The sequence below is a fragment of the Tenacibaculum soleae genome (assembly GCF_001693415.1).
Classification (GTDB): domain Bacteria; phylum Bacteroidota; class Bacteroidia; order Flavobacteriales; family Flavobacteriaceae; genus Polaribacter; species Polaribacter soleae.
In genome coordinates this window covers 147,916-170,194 of the sequence record NZ_MAKX01000013.1, presented here as the reverse complement: position 1 = coordinate 170,194, position 22,279 = coordinate 147,916, and the positions used below count along the sequence as shown (strand labels likewise).

General features: G+C 29.4%; 20 protein-coding genes. 7 read left to right on the top strand and 13 right to left on the bottom strand.

Annotation, left to right across the window (positions count from 1 at the left end; translation table 11 throughout):
* Positions 1-4 precede the first annotated feature (4 nt).
* The 7 genes from BA195_RS10435 to thrC all read left to right on the top strand — a co-directional run bounded on the left by BA195_RS10435 (position 5) and on the right by thrC (position 8,359).
* Positions 5-1,132 carry a 4Fe-4S dicluster domain-containing protein gene (locus BA195_RS10435; RefSeq protein WP_068705203.1) on the top strand — a complete coding sequence of 376 codons (1,128 nt, stop codon included), beginning with the start codon at positions 5-7 and terminating at the stop codon, positions 1,130-1,132.
* Between the two features lie 151 nt (positions 1,133-1,283).
* Positions 1,284-2,504 carry a sulfate reduction electron transfer complex DsrMKJOP subunit DsrP gene (gene dsrP, locus BA195_RS10430; RefSeq protein WP_068705201.1) on the top strand — a complete coding sequence of 407 codons (1,221 nt, stop codon included), beginning with the start codon at positions 1,284-1,286 and terminating at the stop codon, positions 2,502-2,504.
* A 66-nt stretch (positions 2,505-2,570) separates the two neighbouring features.
* Positions 2,571-2,927, top strand: a complete 357-nt coding sequence (locus BA195_RS10425) for a hypothetical protein (protein ID WP_068705199.1) — start codon at positions 2,571-2,573, stop codon at positions 2,925-2,927.
* An 11-nt stretch (positions 2,928-2,938) separates the two neighbouring features.
* On the top strand, positions 2,939-3,325 hold the full coding sequence (locus tag BA195_RS10420; RefSeq protein WP_068705197.1) for a YchJ family protein: 387 nt from the start codon (positions 2,939-2,941) through the stop codon (positions 3,323-3,325).
* A gap of 315 nt (positions 3,326-3,640) precedes the next feature.
* Positions 3,641-6,082 carry a bifunctional aspartate kinase/homoserine dehydrogenase I gene (thrA, locus tag BA195_RS10415; RefSeq protein WP_068705196.1) on the top strand — a complete coding sequence of 814 codons (2,442 nt, stop codon included), beginning with the start codon at positions 3,641-3,643 and terminating at the stop codon, positions 6,080-6,082.
* 17 nt (positions 6,083-6,099) lie between these two features.
* On the top strand, positions 6,100-7,032 hold the full coding sequence (locus BA195_RS10410) for a homoserine kinase (protein ID WP_068705194.1): 933 nt from the start codon (positions 6,100-6,102) through the stop codon (positions 7,030-7,032).
* A 40-nt stretch (positions 7,033-7,072) separates the two neighbouring features.
* Positions 7,073-8,359: a threonine synthase gene (gene thrC / locus BA195_RS10405; RefSeq protein WP_068705192.1), complete on the top strand. Its 1,287-nt coding sequence runs from the start codon at positions 7,073-7,075 to the stop codon at positions 8,357-8,359.
* A gap of 56 nt (positions 8,360-8,415) precedes the next feature.
* Here the strand turns inward: thrC and BA195_RS14210 are convergent, their stop codons facing one another.
* The 13 genes from BA195_RS14210 to BA195_RS10345 form a co-directional block, all read right to left on the bottom strand.
* Complete coding sequence (locus BA195_RS14210; protein WP_262509360.1) at positions 8,416-8,589, bottom strand: aquaporin; 174 nt, start codon at positions 8,587-8,589, stop codon at positions 8,416-8,418.
* 170 nt (positions 8,590-8,759) lie between these two features.
* Complete coding sequence (locus BA195_RS10400; protein ID WP_068705190.1) at positions 8,760-9,038, bottom strand: hypothetical protein; 279 nt, start codon at positions 9,036-9,038, stop codon at positions 8,760-8,762.
* Between the two features lie 64 nt (positions 9,039-9,102).
* Positions 9,103-10,023, bottom strand: coding sequence for a hypothetical protein (locus BA195_RS10395; protein ID WP_068705188.1), 921 nt, complete (start codon positions 10,021-10,023; stop codon positions 9,103-9,105).
* Positions 10,024-10,081: 58 nt separating this feature from the next.
* Entirely contained in the window at positions 10,082-12,730 is a 2,649-nt protein-coding gene (locus BA195_RS10390; protein ID WP_068705186.1) for a coiled-coil domain-containing protein, read from the bottom strand.
* A gap of 37 nt (positions 12,731-12,767) precedes the next feature.
* Positions 12,768-14,891, bottom strand: a complete 2,124-nt coding sequence (locus BA195_RS10385; RefSeq protein WP_068705183.1) for a hypothetical protein — start codon at positions 14,889-14,891, stop codon at positions 12,768-12,770.
* An 8-nt stretch (positions 14,892-14,899) separates the two neighbouring features.
* Positions 14,900-16,006, bottom strand: a complete 1,107-nt coding sequence (locus BA195_RS10380; RefSeq protein WP_068705181.1) for a hypothetical protein — start codon at positions 16,004-16,006, stop codon at positions 14,900-14,902.
* 6 nt (positions 16,007-16,012) lie between these two features.
* A complete protein-coding gene (locus tag BA195_RS10375; RefSeq protein WP_068705179.1) occupies positions 16,013-16,474 on the bottom strand; it encodes a hypothetical protein in 462 nt (153 codons plus the stop codon).
* On the bottom strand, positions 16,467-16,874 hold the full coding sequence (locus BA195_RS10370) for a hypothetical protein (protein ID WP_068705177.1): 408 nt from the start codon (positions 16,872-16,874) through the stop codon (positions 16,467-16,469). The genes BA195_RS10375 and BA195_RS10370 overlap by 8 nt, the downstream gene beginning before the upstream one ends.
* Before the next feature lie 6 nt (positions 16,875-16,880).
* Positions 16,881-17,426, bottom strand: coding sequence for a hypothetical protein (locus BA195_RS10365; RefSeq protein WP_068705175.1), 546 nt, complete (start codon positions 17,424-17,426; stop codon positions 16,881-16,883).
* Positions 17,426-18,613 carry a PBSX family phage terminase large subunit gene (locus tag BA195_RS10360; protein ID WP_068705173.1) on the bottom strand — a complete coding sequence of 396 codons (1,188 nt, stop codon included), beginning with the start codon at positions 18,611-18,613 and terminating at the stop codon, positions 17,426-17,428. The genes BA195_RS10365 and BA195_RS10360 overlap by 1 nt, the downstream gene beginning before the upstream one ends.
* The gene (locus BA195_RS10355; RefSeq protein ID WP_068705171.1) at positions 18,613-19,128 is read right to left on the bottom strand and encodes a hypothetical protein; all 516 of its coding nucleotides are present in this window, start codon (positions 19,126-19,128) and stop codon (positions 18,613-18,615) included. The genes BA195_RS10360 and BA195_RS10355 overlap by 1 nt, the downstream gene beginning before the upstream one ends.
* Positions 19,112-19,597, bottom strand: a complete 486-nt coding sequence (locus tag BA195_RS10350; protein ID WP_068705169.1) for a lysozyme — start codon at positions 19,595-19,597, stop codon at positions 19,112-19,114. Before BA195_RS10350 ends, BA195_RS10355 begins: the two co-directional genes overlap by 17 nt.
* Entirely contained in the window at positions 19,594-22,278 is a 2,685-nt protein-coding gene (locus tag BA195_RS10345) for an SPRY domain-containing protein (protein ID WP_068705167.1), read from the bottom strand. Before BA195_RS10345 ends, BA195_RS10350 begins: the two co-directional genes overlap by 4 nt.
* Position 22,279: the final 1 nt, after the last annotated feature.

Below are 22,279 nucleotides of genomic sequence, written 5' to 3'. Positions count from 1 at the left end.
ATATATGAGTGGAATTGGAAAATATTTTAGGTTGAATTTAAATAGTACAACCAAACAAGAGTCTTCTGGAAGTTGTGGCTGTGGAAGTACTTCTGGAGGTTGTAATTCTCATGCCCCAAAAGAAGAATTAAGTAACGAAGAGTTTTTTGAAGCTGCAGTTGATGCTGCTATTGGTGATGAAAGACATAAAGATGGTTTTGATCAAGTTTTTGATGTAAAAATGGATCGTAGATCTGCCTTTAAAAAATTAACTGCAAGTTTATTAATTGGAGCCGGTGCAGCTTCGTCATGTACTAGTATAACCGCTAGCGAAGAATCAAAAGAGAAAGCACAAATAGATTGGGAAGAGCAATTTAAAGGGAACTATAAATTGATGGATGACAAAGAGAAAAACGCAACTGTTGATCGACTTGTGCGCTCTTATCAATTACGTACTGGTAAAAATATTAGCATGTCTAATAAAAATGCCGAAGAAGATGTGTTGTTTGGGTATGCTTTTAATATCTCAAAGTGCCAAGGATACATGGATTGTGTAAGTGCATGTGTAGAGGAAAATAACCAAGATAGAAATTCGCAAATGGAATACATCCGTATTCATGAAATGAAAGACGGAAAAGGTTTTAATTTTAATGAAGCTGATGATAATTATTATCATGAAGTTCCTGCGGAAGGACATTTTTATATGGGAACTCAGTGTTTTCATTGTGATAACCCACCTTGTGTAGAAGTTTGTCCTGTACAAGCTACTTGGCGAGAAGAAGACGGAATTGTAGTGGTTGATTACGATTGGTGTGTAGGTTGTAGATATTGTATGGCTGCTTGCCCTTACGATGGTCGTCGTTTTAACTGGAGTAAACCAGAGGTTCCGGAAGCTGAGGTAAACAAAAATCAGCATTATTTAGGAAATAGAATGCGTAAAAAAGGGGTGATGGAAAAATGTACTTTTTGTGTACAACGTTCTAGAGCTGGTAAAAATCCAGCTTGTGTTGAGGCTTGTCCTACCGGTGCACGTATTTTCGGAAACTTGTTAGATCCTAACAGTACCATTCGTTGGGTATTAGAAAATAAAAAAGTATTCAGATTAAAAGAAGATTTAGGTACTGAACCTAAGTTCTGGTATTTTATGGATTAATTGGTTTTGCGTTAGGGATTGCAGTGATATCCTTTTATTTGTCACTTTGAGCGAAGCGGAAAAGTTGTCAAATAAAAGATTTAACGAAAAGCCCGACCGTTAGGGAACGCCCAAAATAAAATATAAACGAAGCGTTATAATAAAAAATAAAATGAGAAGACTTAAAGTTTTTGGAAGTTTAATAAAAGACAGTATAGATGTTATTACCCGAGGATCTAAAAGATATCATATCTGGATGGGGTTTTTAACTTTAATAATGCTAATTGGTATGTATTGTTACTCCATTCAATTAGAACACGGATTGAGTGTTACCGGAATGACAGATCGGGTAAGTTGGGGATTGTATATTTCTAATTTTACTTTTTTAGTTGGGGTGGCTGCAGCGGCAGTTATGCTAGTAATGCCAACCTATGTTTTAAAAGATGTAGACTTTAAACAAGCAGTATTAATTGGAGAAGGTTTAGCGGTTGCCGCATTAATTATGTGTTTAGCTTTTGTGGTTGCCGATATGGGAGGTCCTTCTGTTTTATGGCATATGATGCCTGTTATAGGTGTTTTTAACTTTCCAAATTCAATGTTAACTTGGGATGTTATTGCCTTAAACGGCTACTTATTTATTAATATTAGTATTCCATTTTATATACTATTTAGGCATTATCAAGGAAAAGAATCTAAGAAAAATGTGTATTTACCGGGTGCCATACTTTCTGTTTTTTGGGCAGTAGGAATTCACTTAGTAACCGCCTTTTTGTATCAAGGATTACAAGCAAAACCTTTTTGGAATACTGCTTTACTAGGACCTCGTTTTTTAGCATCTGCTTTTGCGGCTGGACCTGCTTTAATTATTTTAGTTTTAGCAATTATTAGAACGTACACCGAGTTTAAAATAGAAAATAAAACCATAAAAAAACTAGCTTTAGTAGTTACTGTTGCTGCTCAAATTAACTTAATTATGTTAGTTTCTGAGTTGTTTAAAGAGTTTTATGCGCCTACACATCATAGTGAAAGTGCTTATTATTTATTTTTTGGATTGCACGGTAAAACAGCTTTATTACCTTGGATTTGGACTGCTATTACCTTAAATATTATAGCAACTGTATTACTTACGTTTCATAAACTTCGTAATAACTTTAAAGTATTGTTTTTTGCTTGTACAATTTTATTTATCGCAATTTGGATAGAAAAAGGGTTCGGCTTAATCGTTCCTGGATTTATTCCTGGACCTTACGGAAAAATAGCTGAATATACGCCTACAGGAATTGAAATTGGAGTTACTTTAGGTATTTGGGCAATGGGTGCACTTATTTTTACGATATTGGCAAGAACAGCAATTCAAATTGAAATTGGTAAGTTGAGGTACAAGAAAAAATAAGGTAACACTTCCCTACTCTTTTGTTATTGCTATAATTTATGGTAGTTTTACGTTTTTATTTACAAAATGATAATTGAAGATTTAGTAGGAAAATATAACATTATTGGTAATAATCAAGATGCAGAAAAGCACACTTATAAAGGTGTGCTTTCTTTAGTTTTAGACGCTAATAAGCGAATTGTTGCTAAATGGGTTATTAATAATGAACAAGAACAAAAAGGGACTGGTTTTTTTAAAAATAATATTTTAGTTATTAATTTTAATTACAAAGGAGCTGATAAAAATATTTATAAAGGAGTGGTTGTTTACAAATGTATTTCGAAAGATATATTAGAAGGTTTCTGGTCTGAAAAACATGGAAATCCGTTATATTTAGGAGAGGAACGCTGTTTTAGAACTAAAGAAAATCAACTTTTAAACTAACACTTTTACCTATGCAATGCCCTTGTAATCCATCAAAAAAATATAGTGATTGTTGTGAAAAAGCACATCAAAACATACAAACTGTTTTAACCGCAGAAACTTTAATGCGATCTAGATACAGTGCTTTTGTTTTAGCTAAAATTAATTATTTACAAGAAAGTCATCACTCTAACACACGTCCTTCAAATAAAGAAAAAAAAGAAATTTTATCATGGACAAAGTCTGTGAAATGGCTCAAATTAGAGGTTTTAAACACAAGTAAAGGCTCAATTACCGATTTAGAAGGTACTGTTGAGTTTAATGCTTTTTTTATGGAAAACGGTAAAGTTGACGTAATTCATGAAAATTCCTCTTTTTGTAAAGAAAATAAGCATTGGGTATATCTTAATGCTAACTAACACTGTATAAAATTACACAATAATTACTCTTTTTGTTATTTTAATGATAAAAATTTAATAAAAATTAAAATTATTTAAAAAAAAGTGTACATTTGATCCAATGTTAAACAACAAAAGAAATATCAATTCTTCAGAGATCGTAAAATTTACGACTTCTTTTGTTGGCACTACCATTATTTCTACTACAATTATTATTACCCTTTAGGGGTTTATTTTACTACATATCATCCTGTATATATTTATTTTTTCAAAAAATTGAAAACAGATAAATAGCCTAAAAAAATAAATAATTAATTATTTCATATTCCTTTTAAAATGAAGGTTTTAAAATTCGGTGGTTCATCGGTAGCCAACAGTACAAATATTAGTAAAGTAGTTCAAATAATAACTAACAATTGTAACAATAAAAAGATAATTGTTGTAGTTTCAGCCTTTGGTAAAACAACAAACAAATTAATTGCTTCGGCAAACAAAGCCGCAGCTAATGATAAAAGTTATTTTTTATCATTTAATGAAGTTAAACAATTACATTTTCGAGTTATTGATGATTTAGTTGCTAAAAATCAACAATCAAAAGTACATCAAAAAGTAAATGATTTGTTTAATGAATTACAAACCTTATTAGAAGGTTGTTTTTTGTTAAAAGAAGTTACGCCTAAAACAATGGCAACGGTAAGTAGTTTTGGTGAGCTACTTTCTTCATATATTATTTCTGAAATAGCAAAAAATACATTAAACGCAACTTATAAAGATAGTAGGGAGTTAATTACAACTTCAGCTATTTTTAATAAAGCTCAAGTTAATTTTGAAGTTACAAATAAAAATTGTCAAGACTTTTTTAAGCAAAACACCTATCAAGTAGTTGTTTTACCTGGGTTTATAGCTAAATCAGAAAACAAATTAACTACTACCTTAGGCAGAGGTGGTTCTGATTACACAGCTGCAATTTATGCGGCTGCTTTAGAAGCTGATGAATTACAAATTTGGACAGACGTAAGTGGTATGTATACTGCCAATCCAAGTATTGTAAAACAAGCATTTCCGATTCCAAAAATTTCATATCAAGAAGCTATGGAGTTATCACATTTTGGCGCAAAGGTAATCTACCCTCCTACTATACAACCTGTGTTAGAAAAGGAAATTCCCATTGTTATCAAAAACACTTTTGAACCTGAAAATATTGGCACATTAATTACCAAAGAAGCTAAAAGTAAAAATTTGGTGAAAGGGATTAGCTATATCGAAGATATTACACTTTTAACTATAGAAGGCAGCGGAATGATTGGTGCTTCTGGAGTTTCAAAACGCTTGTTTGAAACACTTTCTAATCAAGATATTAATGTGGTTTTAATCACGCAAGCCTCTTCTGAACACTCAATTTGTGTGGGAGTTTATGATGAAGATGCCGAAAAAGCTGCAAAAGCTATTAATACTGTTTTTGAAATTGAAATTGAACGTCGTAAAATAAAACCTGTTATTATTGAACAAGAACTTTCAATTTTAGCTTTAGTTGGTGATAATATGAAAAACCATCAAGGTTTAAGCGGACAAATGTTTAGTGCCTTAGGTAAAAATAATGTAAACATTAGAGCCATTGCCCAAGGTGCTTCACAAAAAAATATATCCGCAGTTATTGATAGTAAAGATGCTAAAAAAGGATTAAACACTTTACATGAGCAATTTTTTGAAGAAAAAATAAAACAACTTAACTTATTTATTACCGGTGTAGGTAATGTTGGTGAACGATTTTTAGCGCAAATACAGCAGCAAAAAGAATACTTAAAAGAACATTTAAAATTAAACATTCGAGTAATTGGAATGTCTAATTCTAAAAAAATGACTTTTGATGAAAATGGTATTAATTTGAATAGTTGGAAGGAAAAACTAGCAAAAGGAGAACCTGCCATTTTAGAAGATTTTTTTAATAAAACGAAAACATACAACCTTCGTAATGCTGTTTTTATAGACAATACAGCCAACTTAAAAGTATCTGAAACATACGAAAGTTATTTACGCAACAACATTGCAGTAGTTACCTGTAATAAAATAGCTTGTGCTTCTAATTTAGATAATTATAAAACATTAAAAAAAGTATCTAAAAAATACAATGCGCCATTTTTATTTGAAACCAATGTTGGCGCAGGTTTACCTATTATTGATACATTAAAAAACTTGATTGCTTCTGGTGATAGAGTGCAAAAAATACAAGCTGTATTATCTGGTAGTTTAAATTTTGTTTTTAATAACTTTAATGCATCAAATACTTTTCACGATGTTGTTGCTCAAGCTCAAAATGAAGGATACACAGAACCTGACCCAAAAATTGATTTAAGTGGTGTTGATGTAGCTCGAAAAATATTAATTCTTGCCCGTGAAAGCGGTTATGATTTAGAGTTATCTGATATTGAAAATAATGCTTTTTTACCTGAAAAAAGCATAGAAACTACTAATAATGAAGATTTTTATACAAGTTTAACTGAATTTGAGCCTAATTTCCAACAACTTTTCAAAGAAGCAAATAATAAAAATTGTCGTTTAAAGTACGTTGCTGATTTTTCTGATGGTAAAGCAAAAGTCGGATTACAACATATTCCTGAAAACCACCCTTTCTATAATTTAGAAGGAAGCGATAATATTGTGTTATTTTTTACTGATAGATACCCTGTAAACCCTTTATTAATAAAAGGTGCAGGTGCGGGAGCAGATGTTACCGCTTCAGGGATTTTTGCAGACGTTATTAGAGTAAGTAATAATTAATTTTTAATTGTAACAAAATGAATTATATAAAAATATTTGCTCCTGCAACTGTTGCTAACGTTTCTTGCGGATTCGATTCTATGGGCTTTGCTGTAGAAAATATGGGAGATGAAATGACTTTTACAAAAACTGAAAAAAAAGGAGTAAAAATAACACAAATTACTGGGGTTAAAGGATTAAGTTTAGATCCAACTATAAATGCGGCAGGAGTTGTTGCTTTGGCTATGTTACAGCAACATCCTGTTAATTTTGGAATTGAAATAACCATGCATAAAGGATTTTCTCCAGGAAGTGGTTTGGGTAGTAGTGCTGCAAGTTCGGCTGGTGCAGCTTTTGGTGTAAATAAACTTTTAGGTAGTCCTTTTTCTTTATTAGAATTAACCAAATTTTCTATGCTAGGGGAAAAAGCTGCTTGCGGTACTCCAATTGCCGATAATGTAGCTGCCGCTATTTTTGGCGGATTTGTATTAATTAGAAGTTATAAGCCTTTGGATATTATAAAATTGCCTGTACCCGATAACTTAAAATTAGTTGCCATTCACCCACAAATTGAAGTAAAAACAAAAGATGCTCGCGATGTTTTACCCAACAAAGTTCCTTTAAAAAGTGCTATTACTCAATGGGCTAATGTTGGTGGATTGGTAAGCGGTTTATACACCAATGATTATCAATTAATAAGTAATTCGTTAACAGATGTTATTGTTGAACCAGCTCGTAAACATTTAATTCCGCATTTTGATTTAGTAAAAAATGAAGCCATCAAAGCAGGTGCTTTAGGTGCCGGAATTTCTGGTGCTGGCCCAACTATTTTTGCTTTATGTAATGGTGATAAAAGTGTCGTAAAAGTAAAAGATGCGATACAAAATGCTTATGCTGATAAAAATATAGATTTCACATTATTTTCATCAAACATAAATCAAGAGGGAATAAAAATAATAGCTACAAATTAAAAATTGCATCCTTTTACCAAAAGAAATAAAAAAATCTAAAATGAATTATTATAGTCTTAATAAAAAATCGCCAAACGTAAGTTTTCAAGAAGCCGTAGTTAACGGGTTAGCACCCGATAGAGGATTGTATTTTCCTGAAAACATCAATCCTTTATCAAAAGAATTTATTGCTAATATTGATCAATACTCAAACAACGAAATAGCTTACGAAGTTATCAAACAATTTGTAGGTGATGAAATTCCAAAAAACACATTAAAACAAATTATTGAAGAAACTTTATCCTTCGATTTTCCTTTAGTATCAATAGAAGAAAATATTGCTACTTTAGAGCTTTTTCATGGTCCTACAATGGCTTTTAAAGATGTTGGTGCCCGATTTATGGCACGATGTTTAGGTTATTTTAATAAAAATAATGACAAAAAAGTAACCGTATTAGTAGCTACATCTGGAGATACTGGAGGAGCAGTTGCTGATGGCTTTTTAGGTGTTAAAGGTATTGATGTTGTTATTTTATATCCAAGCGGAAAAGTAAGTGATATTCAAGAAAAACAACTAACTACTTTAGGCAAAAACATTACTGCTTTAGAAGTAGATGGTGTTTTTGATGATTGTCAAGAAATGGTAAAAACCGCTTTTTTAGATGATGGAATTAATCGCATATTAACCTCTGCAAACTCTATCAACATCGCCCGCTGGTTGCCACAAATGTTTTACTTTTTCTTTGCCTACAAACAGGTTTACAAACAACATAAAGACCTTGTTTTTTCTGTTCCAAGTGGAAATTTCGGGAATATATGCGCAGGTATTATGGCGCAAAAATTAGGTTTGCCTATTAAACATTTTGTAGCTGCAACGAATGTAAACGATACGGTTTCTAATTATTTAAAAAGCGGTAAATATAATCCAAAACCATCAAAAGAAACCATTTCTAATGCCATGGATGTTGGTAACCCAAGTAATTTTATTCGTATTCAAGAATTATTTAATAACAATATAGATAACCTAAAAAATGCTTTTTCATCATATTCTTTTACTGATGATGAAACCAGAAAGGCAATGAAAACTATTTATAATAATAGCAATTATATTGCCGATCCTCACGGAGCTGTTGGATATTTAGGAATTAAAAAATATCAAAAAACAACAGTAGATTTTTTAGGTGTCTTTTTAGAAACTGCGCATCCTGTTAAGTTTTTAGACATTGTTGAAAATACTTTAAATGTTCAATTAGCTATTCCAAAACAAATTAAAACTGTAATAACTAAAGAAAAAACAGCTATTAAAATTAATTCTTACCTTGAATTAAAGCAGTTTTTAAACTCCTAAAAAAAGCCTCTAATAAAACGTTTTATTAGAGGCTTTTTTTGTTATACTATAATCTATTATTTTTCAAATAAAGTTTTGTGAATAAAACCTCCTACAATAGCTCCTGAAATTGGTGCAATCCAAAACAACCAAGATTGAGTTAAATAATCTCCTCCTGCAAATAATGCTTGACTCATAGATCTTGCTGGATTTACTGATGTATATACCCCACTTGTATATGTACTACACAACCCCTATGTTTACTAGAGTTCTTTACTTATTTATATCCTTTATAAATTAATAACAATGCCAAAAACTTTTTCAAGTATTATTGAAATTATTGTAATTAATGCAAATATCAATAAAATAATTTTACCAGTCTTTGTGTAAAACAACCAAAATCTTGCATCGTGTTTTGACATTATGTGTATCTTTTTAATTCTGTATTAAGTGCATTTTCAACTTGAAATTTAAAAGGGCTTTCACATTCAATTAGTTTAAATTTATTGGTCTTTGGATTATAATTAAATATTGGTTTTAATTGATGATAACCATTAATATTATAATGAAGATATTGTTCAAGTTTATATTTAAAAGAATTAATTTGTTTTTCAATGTATATTTCTTGTTCATCTGAATAGTTTTCACCCCATTCAAGAACATCTTCAATTATTACTTTAGTTTGTACCAATAAACTCATTATATAAAAATAATAAAAAACCCCTCATAAATTAATATGAGGGTTTAATTATTTATCTTTAATATTATATACTTTTACTATCAACATTAAATGTTGATAATCCTATTCTATAAACTCTTTTATAATTTTCTGTTGAAATATAAAAATGTTTATCAAAAGTAAATGCAGAACCTAAAACTGGAAAAGAAGAAGCTTTAATTTTTTTATCCTTTTTAATAAATTTCCTTGATGTTATTTGTGTTACAGTTGCACCAGATATTATTTTAAAGGTACAATTTTTATAGTTCTTTTCTAATTCTGTTAGTTTTAATTTAAGTTTAGTTAAATTAATTTCTTTATCTGAAATAACTAATCTTGAAATATCTGACGTTGAGTATTCAATAATTTCTTCTGATTTAACATTAGCCGATAAAAATAACCCCAAATTAGTATCATCACCTTTTTTATACTTGAAAGTTTCAATTTCACCATTTTTTGGTATAAATTGAACTCTTTTTAATTTATCTTTTTTAAAATCTGAAATAAGCATCGTTGATTTACCTTTATCATCAATCATAATAATTTTACCAACAACATCTGATAAGTTTTCTTTGTATGCTTCAATCCCCATATCATTAATATAAACCCTATCTTTAAAACTCAATGTATTTGAATTAGCTTTTGGTTCTGGAAAAAAAGCTAGTTCAATAGCATTAAAATTATATTTTTCATTAATCTCTTTAAATTTAATATTTACTAACTTTTTTAATTCATTAATTTTTTTTTCACTTTCATTTTTTTCTTGCCCTTCTTCAGACACATAATTTTTTAATGAATTTGATAATTTTTTATATTCTGAATTAAATTCTTTTTCTAAAGATTTATATGCTTTATTTTGCTCAATAATATCTTGAATTGATGCAGCTTTTATTACGTGTTCATTTTCGATTTGAGCATAAAAACTATTACTAATTAGTATTAATATAAAAAAAATAGATAATCTCATTTGTTTGATTTTTAATTAATTACAGACAACTAAGATAGTGAAAAAATCAATTATAAGATTAAAATGTTGCTATTGATTCAATTACACTTACATTATTATTAACTGAATTAATTTCTGATACACTTACAATTGGTGCTGGTATATTTCTATTTGCTTGTGCGACCTTAACTGCCAATAAATCATAATCAATAAATGATATTGGTGCATTATTATTTGCGCCCATAATACCACCTTGTGCGAATTTAACGCCACCACCAGCTTCATTAATTTGTGATAAAAGTGGTGCATACATTGCTGTTGATTTCTTATTAATAATTGCTTCACCACCTTCACCTTCATAACCACCAACACCGTCAACCGTCATCGGAATACCACCTTGTGAATGTGAAAGACCATTTAAAATACCACCTCTTGCTTTCTTTTCAACCTTTGTTGATGTTATTTTTTTAACTGCTGTTAAACCACTTTTTAATGCTATTGCTGAAGCTCCAATTTTACTTGCAATATCAAGTGGTGCTGGTAATACTGCTGGTGCTTTCCATACTTCAGAAACACCTTGATATGTATTAATTGTTGCTTGTGCAATACCAGCTGCTTTACCAGCTGCGGTATGTTTACCTAATAATGAAGATACATCACCAAGAGTATTTGCAACCGAATCAAGTTTTGCCTTGTTTTTTGCATCATCAATTAACTTTTGTTGCTTTGCGTATTTCTTATTAATAAGGTTAATATCAGCACCAGATTTTTCAGCGGCTTCAACTTCTTGTAATCTTTGTTGTTCAAGTCTTGCTGATTGTAAATCAAACTCATTTGTATATTTTTCTTCATCAAGTATTAATTGATTTGCAAGGTCTTCAGCTTCTTTTTCTTTTTTTGATTCCTTTCTGGTGTTTTCAACTTCTTCATTAGCAAGTCTGTTTTTTTCATTAATATCATTAATTGCCTTATTATAATCAGTTTGGTTAATGATACCTTCATCAAGTTGTTTTTTTGCAAAATCTTTTTGTTTTTGTGATATTGCATTAATACGTTCTTGTTCAATTCTTAAACTTTCATCAGAAAAATATTTATCATTATCAATTTTGCTTTGATTTGATTGGATATAATTATCAAGTTCAATTTGTGCATTTTCAACTGCAAGTTCTGATTGCTTTTGTAAAAGACCATTTTTAATATCAATTACTTGTGCATCATAAGCTTCTTGTGAAATATTCTTTGCTTTTAATTCAGCATCAAGGATTGCTATTTTCTTTTTTGATACATCTTGTTCAAGGGTTAATTGTTCTTTTAGAGTTCTTGCCCTTGTCCCTTGTTCCGCTATGTATTTATCAAGTTGTTCTTGTTGCTTTTCAATAGCTTTATCAACTCGTTCTTTATGTTTTGTTGCAGCATCTTTTTTTAATGAATTAAGATTTGTTAATTGTTCAGATTCTTGTGATGTTATACGTTCTTGAATCTCTGCAACCTTTGTAAGTGCTTCACCTCTTTTTTCAAGTGCTTCAGTTGTTTCACCTTCTTTACTTATTCTTAAATCAGCCACTTGTAAAGCTAAGTTTGCAATTTTTAGTTCTTCTTTTGATTGTTCTTTTAATAACAAACCAAGGTCTTCATTTGCCTTTATACGTTCGGCTGTTGATTTACTTTCATCATCCCTTATTTGTCTTAATTTTTCAGCTCTTTTTTGATAATCAAGTTGGATTTTATCTGATTTTCTTTGTTGTTTTTGAAGATTTGCTTCAGCATCAGCAAGTTTTTTTGAATCCTTTGCACTTTGTTCAATTTCCTTATTAAAGTTTCTTAAACTAGCTGCTTGTTCGTCAAATCCTAAGTAATTAAGACCAGTTGCAATTGAATCAAGTGCTTTATAAATTCCCTTTTCAACCAATTCAAACCCCTTTACAAGTCCATCAATTAAGAATACGCCAAGTGGTTCAAGTATCTTTAATAGTTTGTTGGTAATACCACTAAACGCTGCAAATGCTTTTTTAATTTTATTTGTTGAATCTTCTGAACGATTCATTGCATTTTTAATTAGCGTAAAGGCTACAACAAGTGCTGCTATTACTGCACCAACTGGTGTTGCAATAAATGCAAGACTTGCTTTTGTTACACCCAAAAATCCCTTTGCCATTCCTCCAAGTGAAGATTTCATTAAATTAGCAGTACCACCAGCTTCTTTTGAACGAGCAACAAATCCACTCATTCCACCGTTCAATGGATTTAATTCGTTTGCAGCTTCTTTTATCTGATTTTTATAATCACCGATTTGCATTTTTTGATTTTCGAACGCATCAACATTTTCTTCAATGTATTTTGTGTTTTCATCAACCTTTGCATTAAGTGCTTCAATTGCTTTTGCACCTTCTTTTGTTTCACTATTTAATTGATTTCTTATTTGCCTTAATTCAGCATTATTTGCCTTAGCAGCATCAAGTGTTTTAATTTCCTTTTTAAGTTCTGAATTAAGTTTTGTTTTTGCTTTGCTTGTAGCTTGAAGAACTTTTTGTTGTGAATTATATTCTTTTTTTAAATTCTTTAAATTAGCTTCATTCTGTATAAATTCCTTTGAATTTTCTTCACCAGCATTTTTAAGAATTTTTTGTTCCGCTGTTAATTCTTGAATTGATTTTTTTGTTACAGAAAGTGTTGATAATAGTTTTTTGTTATCAATTTTTAATTCTGCAATATTGATTGTTTGTGCCATTCATAATTATATAAGGGGCTTTTGTTATTTGAGTGTATTATAATAAATACACAATTGACGTACTTGTAAGTGTATCAGTTACAATTGTAACTTGATGATATATATAGAATACATTTGTGTTTGGTCTGGTAATATTATCAACTTTATGTATCGTATCACTTTGTAGATTAGTTAGGTTAATATTAACCGTTTCACCAAATGCACCAGTATTAAAATTATACGCTCTTATACTTGCAGTTGCAGTTGTTGGTGTAAAATGATTAAATCGATATTTAAACCCAATAGCAGCACCGTTAGCATCGATATCTTCGATATCTAATAACATTACATCAATTGAAGGTGTTTCAACTGTTGAAACATCACATTGAATATATGTTTGTACAATATTACTTTCAATATTATTATCATTTTCAATAATTTGTATTTGATACCAACCACAATTATTTGTACTAATTAATTCATTATGTGAATTATTATTAACATCAAGTGATAAAGTTTTTGAATAACCAGTTGGTTCACCATTTTCACCATCCAATTGCGTAAATATAATTCTTGCTGATTCTGGTGTATAACCACCAAAATTATATTGAACATTGATACCAGCAATTGAATAATCTGGTGTTGGTTGTGTTACTACTACATTTGTAATATTAATGGATAACGTTGTTGGTGGTTGAATAACTTGATTATTAATCAATGCACCGTTAACTTCAGTTAATTCAACTTTACTGATTTGATTATTAGTTTGAACTTTATTCAAAAAATAATATTTACCAGTTTGTTGTAAAAAATATAAGTTGAAGAAGTCGAGGTTGTAAATATCGATTTCATTTAATTTAAGTGATACATTTATGGTTTTAAAATTATTTAATATGTGTTGTATTCTGGTGTAATTTTTATTTAGGTAATATTCCCAATTTGTAAACTCTTTTGAAAGTATTGTTTCTTGTGAATTTATAACCCTATAACCGCTTAATATACCATCACCAATTTCAAAATTATTACCAGTCTTTATAATTTTGAAAAGACTAGAATTAAAACTCTTTGATTTAATAACTTCAACTTCATTTTCATCAATTGTTTCAGTTTTAACTTCAATTAATGGTATATTATATAGTACTGGTACATTCTCTGGTACTGGCGCATTTTCATTTTCATATTTTGATGTGCTTGTATTATAATCAAAAATACTTGTATAAGTTATTTTAGTTGGTGGTAATGTATCATTTTGTACATACAAATAACCATCACCATTTGTATTAAATTTATCCGAATAATTGAATGTAAATTTATTTGATTGTCCATAATTTAGGTTATATTTTTCTTCATTAATTTCAATAAATTTATCTGTTAAATCTGAATAACCATATTCACCAACAAGTAATGAATCCATTGAAATAAAATTAATTGTATCACCTTCTAATTTTATAATTTGTCCGTACCTATTTAATACATCTTTTAAAAATGATGATTGTTTAATTTTAGGAAAAACTTTTCTAAAATCCATAAATGAATCTTCAATACCATTTGACATACTAAACACTTCACCACTTAAATCTTCATTATCGAATAATTCACCTTTATATTTATATCCAGCTTCTTCAAGTATTGCAATAAGAATTGTCTTAACAAAAAAAACTGGATACATTTTATTAACTGTGTGGCGTGAATGTAACCAATGTGGTGTTATAACATTTTCAATGTTATTTTGGAACGCATAAACATAACCAGAAGTATTATCAAGACTATTTAAAATCGTTGTTTCATTTCTTTGATGTGAATAAAATGTTGCAACACCTAAATCACTAATACTTGCATCTTTAATTTTTTCAGCTAAATCAATAATACCATCAAATAAAACAATTGAATAATCAGTATCAGTTGTTTTTGTTATTTGTAAATATCCATTTGAAATAAGTGGTACATTATTAACAAGGTATTTACATTTAATTTTTTTATAGGGTGAACGTGACGTATTACCCAACACACCAAGAAATTCAAATATTTTATCATTTGTTGAACATCTTGGAATTTGTAATGTATTTGAATAAGTTGAATTTCTTGTTGAAATATCACTTATATCATTTACTTGAAGATTTAGATTTATTGATTCCTTTGGATATAATTTTAAATCTTCACCATTTACTACTATTCTATTCATTCAATTTTTTATAATCTTGCTGTTATTTTGTTAGGTAATTCTATTGTGAATTTCGCTTGATTTAAAGCCCTTTTATTACTTATCGTATATGTATCATTGATTGTTACATTAACCCATTTACCATTGATATATGGTCTTTGTGATGTGTACATTTGTACGCTTGGTGATGCTATAAGACTTGATAATAATTCAGCTTCATTTTTATCAATTGTTGATTTAACTTTAATTGTTTCACCAACTTCTTTACCTATTAATGTTGTTGGTGCAACAAGACCATCATTCACATTATTAAATGAATTTGTATTAACTGATTTTAATTTTTTAGCCTTGGTAGTTGTTTTATAAAATTCATCAAAAAGCCAATAAGAATACCCACCATCATTATTAAACCATTTGATGTAAACGCCACACTTTGCTGGTACTTTTTTTAAATTTAAATTGGTCTTGAAAGTATTGTTTTCGTAAATTTCAAGTCTATTTAAATTATCACTAAGTGGTAAAAAGTTTGATGTACTCCAATTTGATGTACCTTTATCAATATATAAACGGAATGAATCGGTACTTAAAGAAGATAAAGCATTACTTAAAAATTCATTATTAAGATTTTTAATTTTAACAGTATTATATTTATTTATACGCTGTAAATCAACTGAAAATGGAAAACCTTCAAAATATGTTAGGTTGTAATCAACACCATTTTCTGAATGATTTAATATTTGACAATTGTTATTATATACAACCTCATCAATTTGTTTTACTGATTTAAAAAATTCATAATTTCTTGAAATGGTTGTACCAGTAACACCAACACCATAATCTGTAATATTAATACTTTGCGTTAAATAAGAACCTTCAACACTTTCACCCCATTCTGAAGGATATGATGTAAAGGGGTCGTTAAATCCGTTTGTGTTGAATCTACTTTTCACAAGTTCTTTTAAGTTGAAAATGAAACGCCCATTTAAGTTTGGATAAATTAAAAAGGGTTTAGTATTAATACCTTCAATTTCAATTATTGCTTCAGTTGTTCCAGTTAATGAAGATGTAAATTGTACAAATGAATCATTATAGGCTGGGTATATCCCAAGCGGTTCTTTTTGTATTGTAATTGCCATTTTTTTTTAAATATTTTTTTCTAATAATTGTAATTCAATTGAAACCTCATCAAGAAAATTATTCACATTAAATTGTGATACTTTTTTAATAATTTTATCAATTCTTTCTGGTGTTATAACTTGCTCATATATCTTTAAATGATAGTTTGAATTTGTACCCTTTTTTGCAATATTCTTTGCAATTGCCCAAGCAAGACTTGAAGTAGTCATACTTTTTTCGAATGGTTGAATACCTTTTTGTTCAATCCATCTTTTAATATTTTCTATTGGCGGCATTTTACCAGCACGCCTACCAGCTAAATATGTATAACCTTGAATAATTGCTTTATCTTCTTCATATATAGCTTTTAAACCCTTCTTAAATTCACCACTTACTTTTTTACCACTTGCTTCATAAACCTTTATAATATCAGCAATTAGGGCTTCTATTTCGCTCTTAATTATATCTTGTTGGTTTATATTATCCATCAATTGAATAGGTTATTATAACACCATCAAAATTATAATCAAAGGCGTTAATTACTTCTATTATTCGCCAGTTGTTAATTAAATTTTCACCATCACATTTAATACCTTCTTTAATTAATTTAAGTGAATCTTCAATGATTGGTTTTATGTAGCTTTGGTATCTATAATTATAATCTTCTTCATCAATATTTGATGATAAAAGCAACATAAAAGAACCAGAATAATTTGTACTAATTACATTATTATATTCATCAAATCCTTCAGTTATTTGAATAGGGTCAACAAATAAGTGTGGTGTGTTTTTTTGTTCAGCTTCGTTATATAAATTGTGAAAATCTTTACGTGCATATTCAAAAATCCAGTTATTATAATCTGCTATATATTTTAATATTTCATACATTCTTTTTTAATTGTTAATGCTCTTTATTTGCTCCATTTCTTTTTGCAAATCATTATTTGTTTTATCCATCAATAATTTCATAAATACATCTGAATATGGTAATTCAAAAATTGCATTCCATTTAAGAATATCACCTTTCGCTAAATTGTCAATAGTATTGTAAATACCAAATTTTGCAATGCGTTCTGAACCGTTAACTGATTCCCATTTTATGTTGGTATTATCAACTGATAATGATGATAATTCAGCTCTATTTATTTTTTGAATTTGTTCTTTAATTGAATTTATTAAAGAAAAAACTTGTATAACGTCTAGGTGTAAGACCTCACTATTTTTGATACCTTGAACCATTGAAATTATACTTATTAAATCACCATCATTTTCACTTGTTAGATTTTGTTTAATAAATTCAACATCTTTAAGTTTTAAATGAATTACTTGGTTCTTGGTTTGTTGTGGTTCAAGATTTTTTAAAATATTTACATAATCTTCAATTAATTCAATTGGTTGCTTGTAAAATTCCTTTAATTTAAAATTCGTTATTTGCTCCATTATCTAACCCATTTTAACGTGCAACCATTATTTGAAGTCTTACTTAATCGTTCCATAAAAAAGTAACGTACTCCATCAATTCCGTGATTATAATCATCAATTGGCACACCTAAAGATTCACCACTTCTATTTTTTTGATATGTATAATTTGAAAATTCTTCAATCAGATTTTCACCAATTACCAGAAGATTATATTCTTGCATTATCGCAATACCAGAAAGTATTGAACCCCTTGTTTTTTTTACACCCATAATTGGAATGTTATATGTACGTAATTCTGCAATTGTTTTTGGTTCTGAACTATCGCAAATAATAATACCACTTGATAATTCATCATCGTTTAGTATATACCTTGCAATTTGTGAATTAAGAAGTCCTTTTTTGTAAAGACTTTCAACCAGTATTATTTGTTCACCAAATCGATAAATTTTTGTTAATGCAGTTTCATCATTTGAGTAACCAAAATCAAGACCAGCACCAAGATATTTTGCACCTTCTGGTAATTCATCTAATTCACTCCAATTATCAAAAATAAGACCATCCGCAATACCTAATTCACCAAGACCAAGTACTTTATATTTATTTATCCAGTAAGGGCTTCCAGTTTCTTCAGCTTTCTTTTTATACCATAAAATAGACTGTAATTCATTATCTGGTATATATTCGTTATGTGTGTAATTAAGTTGAAGATAATCAACGTGTTCTTGCCCTATTAATTCGGAATGCGCCCAAAAACGTCTTCTTGGGTTGTAATCTAATATTGTAAATACACTTGTACGTCCTTGTAATTCAAGAAACGTTTCAAATTTTATTGCATCAGCTTCATTTATATATAAGTGTGTACGTCTTGAACCAAGTCTTGATGATTCACCATCAACTGAAAAAAATTCAATTGTATTTGTTCCATATTTAAAAGTCCTATCTGTTGCGTTTATCTTGAACTTTGAATAAACACCCATATCTTTAAGAATCTTTTCAAAATCTCTTAATGCACCAGATTTAAGATTTGGTAATGATTCAGCAACAATTGAAAGAATCAGATTTTTCTGCTTTGACATTGCAAGAAAAATGAATAATTGTAAGATTGAAATGGTTTTTGATGAACCTTTACCACCTTGAATAATTCGTATTTCTTTTTTAAGTGTTGCAATTAATTTGAATGCGGTTGTTGTCTTGTAATTGTTCACTAATTAACATCATCTTCATCTTTTATTATTTCATAATCTTTTGGTGTTTCCAGTTCGATTGTTTTACCTTCAAGAATATTATTAATAATATCCTTGTGTTCGTCATTTGTGGCACTTATTTGAATAATATTTGCCGTTGGTAATTCAAGTTGTTGCTTCAATTTTAAATCTTCAAATTTTCGTTCTAAAATCCAAGATGAACCCCATTGATTTTTGCTATTTGCATCAAGCATTGTACCCGTTAGGTTCATTTTTTGTTCAACCCTCGCAAATGCTAATTGTTGCCTAAAATCTTCAGCAACACCTTCTTCAAGATTTTGTACTTCTGGGCTTCTGATATTTTGAGTTGGTGATTTCCAATATTTGAAAGTTGTAAATGAAACACGGTCTTTTGGTTCAAGTCTATGATTAACCGCAATTAATAGTTCTGCATCTGTTAATATTACACTACGTTCATCTTGAAGAACTTCTTTCATTTTTTCAAGAAATTTTGGTAATTTATGTTTGTAACTCATCTTTTTCTTCAATATTAATTGGTGGTGTGAAGTATAAATATGATTCTTCATTACGTCTTTTTTTAAGTCCTTTTAAGACCTTACCACCGCTTTTATTCCATCTTCTAAACTGATATTTAATATCTTCATCAAATGGATTATTATTTATTCTTTTTAATAAAGTTGATGAAGCGAATGCACCCAAACCAACGTTATATGAAAATGATACAAGTGCATCAAATTGATTTTGATTTAATTCAACTTTAATAAGATTTGATACACCTTTTTCAAACTGATTTACAACACTTTTAAGTAATGTTTCAGCTTCTTTTAATGTAATTGGTGTATCAGTTAATTTGACCTTGGTACTGTCATTATAATAGGTATTACCATAACCAATTGTTGGAATACCAGAAGGACATAAATAAGGGTTATTTCGGAATCCTTCGTGTTTTTTTATTAGGTTTAAACCTCTTTGTGAAATAATCAATTAATTATTTTTTTTACTCTATAACCACCAAAAGGATAAGTTTCGGAATTAACTCTTTGATGATTATTTATTTCATCAATAAAGGGTGTGTATTTGAATTTTTTTACCTTCATTTCTACTTGGTCAAAATTTGCTTTCATTCCACCATCTTGACCGATAACACCACCACCCCAAGCTTTACTTGGGTTTGATAACCAAGGTTTACTTGGTAATGGCGAGGACGGAAACCAAACGCCAAAAGTAAAATAGCCCGCAATATCTGGAATTGTATCACCTCTTTCAGTATTAACATTTATTCTTTTAAGTACATCATCTACATAAAATTCTACTCTGTCGTGATACCAATCATACCTTAATTTATGATATTGACCATCGGCTATATTGAACCCTACTTCTGTTAAATTATCTCTATACTCCTCCCAATAATTAACATCAATTGGTGGAACATCCCAATTTTGTAATTCTCCTCGCCAAGTATTACACTTCATATTACTTAATGATGGTTGTGATAAAATCCCTCCGTCCAAATGTGATGGAAATTCTATATCTATTTCGTGGTTACGTGTTACATAGTAACCATCTACATCATTACCTTGACGATGTAGATTTTCATTTATAAAATCATTATATCTTGGGTCGGTTGGATATACTTCGTTATAAAAAAAAGTCCACATTGCATAACATACACCTAAGTTATTAGGTATTAATGTTTCAATCTCATAAGAACCAAACCCCGTTTTTCGATTAAATACAAGGCAACCACCCACACGATTAATCCACGGTTCACCGACTTTAGGGTCGTCTATATGTGTATGAAATAAAGGTTTACCATCACGCCCAACACCTTGTGTTGTACCAGTATAATTATCTCCATTACCAACAAGAATTAGTTCATTATCACGCAAAAAAACATTCTCACCAACAACACCACCGTTTGCACCCCCCCATTGTCGATTAAGTAACCAATAATTTTGATTTATTGTGTTATGGTTTGAAAAATCATCTTCAAATATTTCAGTAAATAATTCAGCTTCTTTAATTGTAAGTGGTAATTTATTTGTTAATTCAAGTCCAGATTTTAAATTAAGTAAGTAATCACCAATCAAAAAATTTGGGGGTACTGTAAATCCTAATTTTTCATTTTCTAATTTTAACATCCATTCTTCACCTATTAAGTGCTTCACTTCAGTAGAAATATTTACTAATTCTACTTGTGTTGAGGGTTTATTAATTAATTTATCTTTTTGAATTTCTGTTAATTTACTATGGTTGGATAGTGCATAAATATTTGCAAAAGCTGAATTTGGTGTTGATAAAATTATTTTATCACCATATATTACACCATCTGGTAATGTTTTAGCATTATTTGGGGGGGTGTAATTTAAGTCATTCGACTTAAATAAAACCTTCATTTCCACTCCATCAGTACCAGCAAACATTGCTTCAAGGTTCATATTTTCATCTGGTAATGTTATATTACCAAATAGAACATTATTTTTATAGTATGTGATAATTTTACTATTCGAATCATAAACAACACCTATTATATCACCCACATTATAAATTTTATTACCACCCCCCCAAATTGAACCACCTCCACTTTGTTTTTTAAATTTTCTACCGTGTGAAGTAATCGACCAACCAGCGAGTCCAACTGCTGTTGTTACGTTAACAACATTTTCACTTACTCCCACCCAAGCAACTCCACCAGTTGGTAATGTTATTATTTCCACCTCAAAATAATATTTTCCATCATTATTTTGCATTACTGAATTACTTCTTGATGTTGCCCAACCACCACCAACTTTAGTTAATACCTTATTTTCTTCAGAAAGGTTATAAGAATTACTGGTTCTGGTGTTGGATAATTGTGCTATTTCATTTATAGTAGAGGCACTAATTTTTGCGCCAACTCTTAATTCACCAGTTGATGGTAATGTAATTAATTCAGCTGTTAATGGGCTATTATCATTCAAATAAAGAGTTACAATACCATCAATTCGCTCAAGAATATACTTATTCCACATATCTGGAATTACTGGGGTTGTTATTATAGTTTTAGTACTTAAACCTTTAAGTACAGTTAATTCAATTTCATCATTATTATTTACAACAAATTGTAAACCATTCAAATTATCACCAAAACTTAATAAAGGGGTTGTTTTTCCTTGTGGGTAATTAAACCATCCGCTAAATATAAAATCGTTTAACCCATCATTACCAATTAAACCATTAATTGGTAACCCCCTATTCTCATCAATAGGTAGTTGAAAATAATCACCAGAATTAACAATTTTCATTGATTTAATATCATCAACAACATCACCTATTAATGGTTGACCTACATACTTACCTCCTATAAAATTTTCGAAAATATCATTATCATTTTTATTTAATTCCCAATAACCACCAATTTTAGGTGATATAAATTGACTATCACGAAAACCTTGACCATTTACTAATATAAAATTCTCTGGTTCAGCACTATAACTTTCAAGGTTTTTAATTCGAAAACTAGATTCATAATTAACTGATTCATCAATATACACAAGCTTCCAGCTACCATTTACACCAATGAATTTATATTTTTCTGATATCCATTCGCCATTTACACCAACAAATCTTTTATTTACACTTTTCCATTCAGTACCGTTACCAACATATCCTTTATTATTTATCATC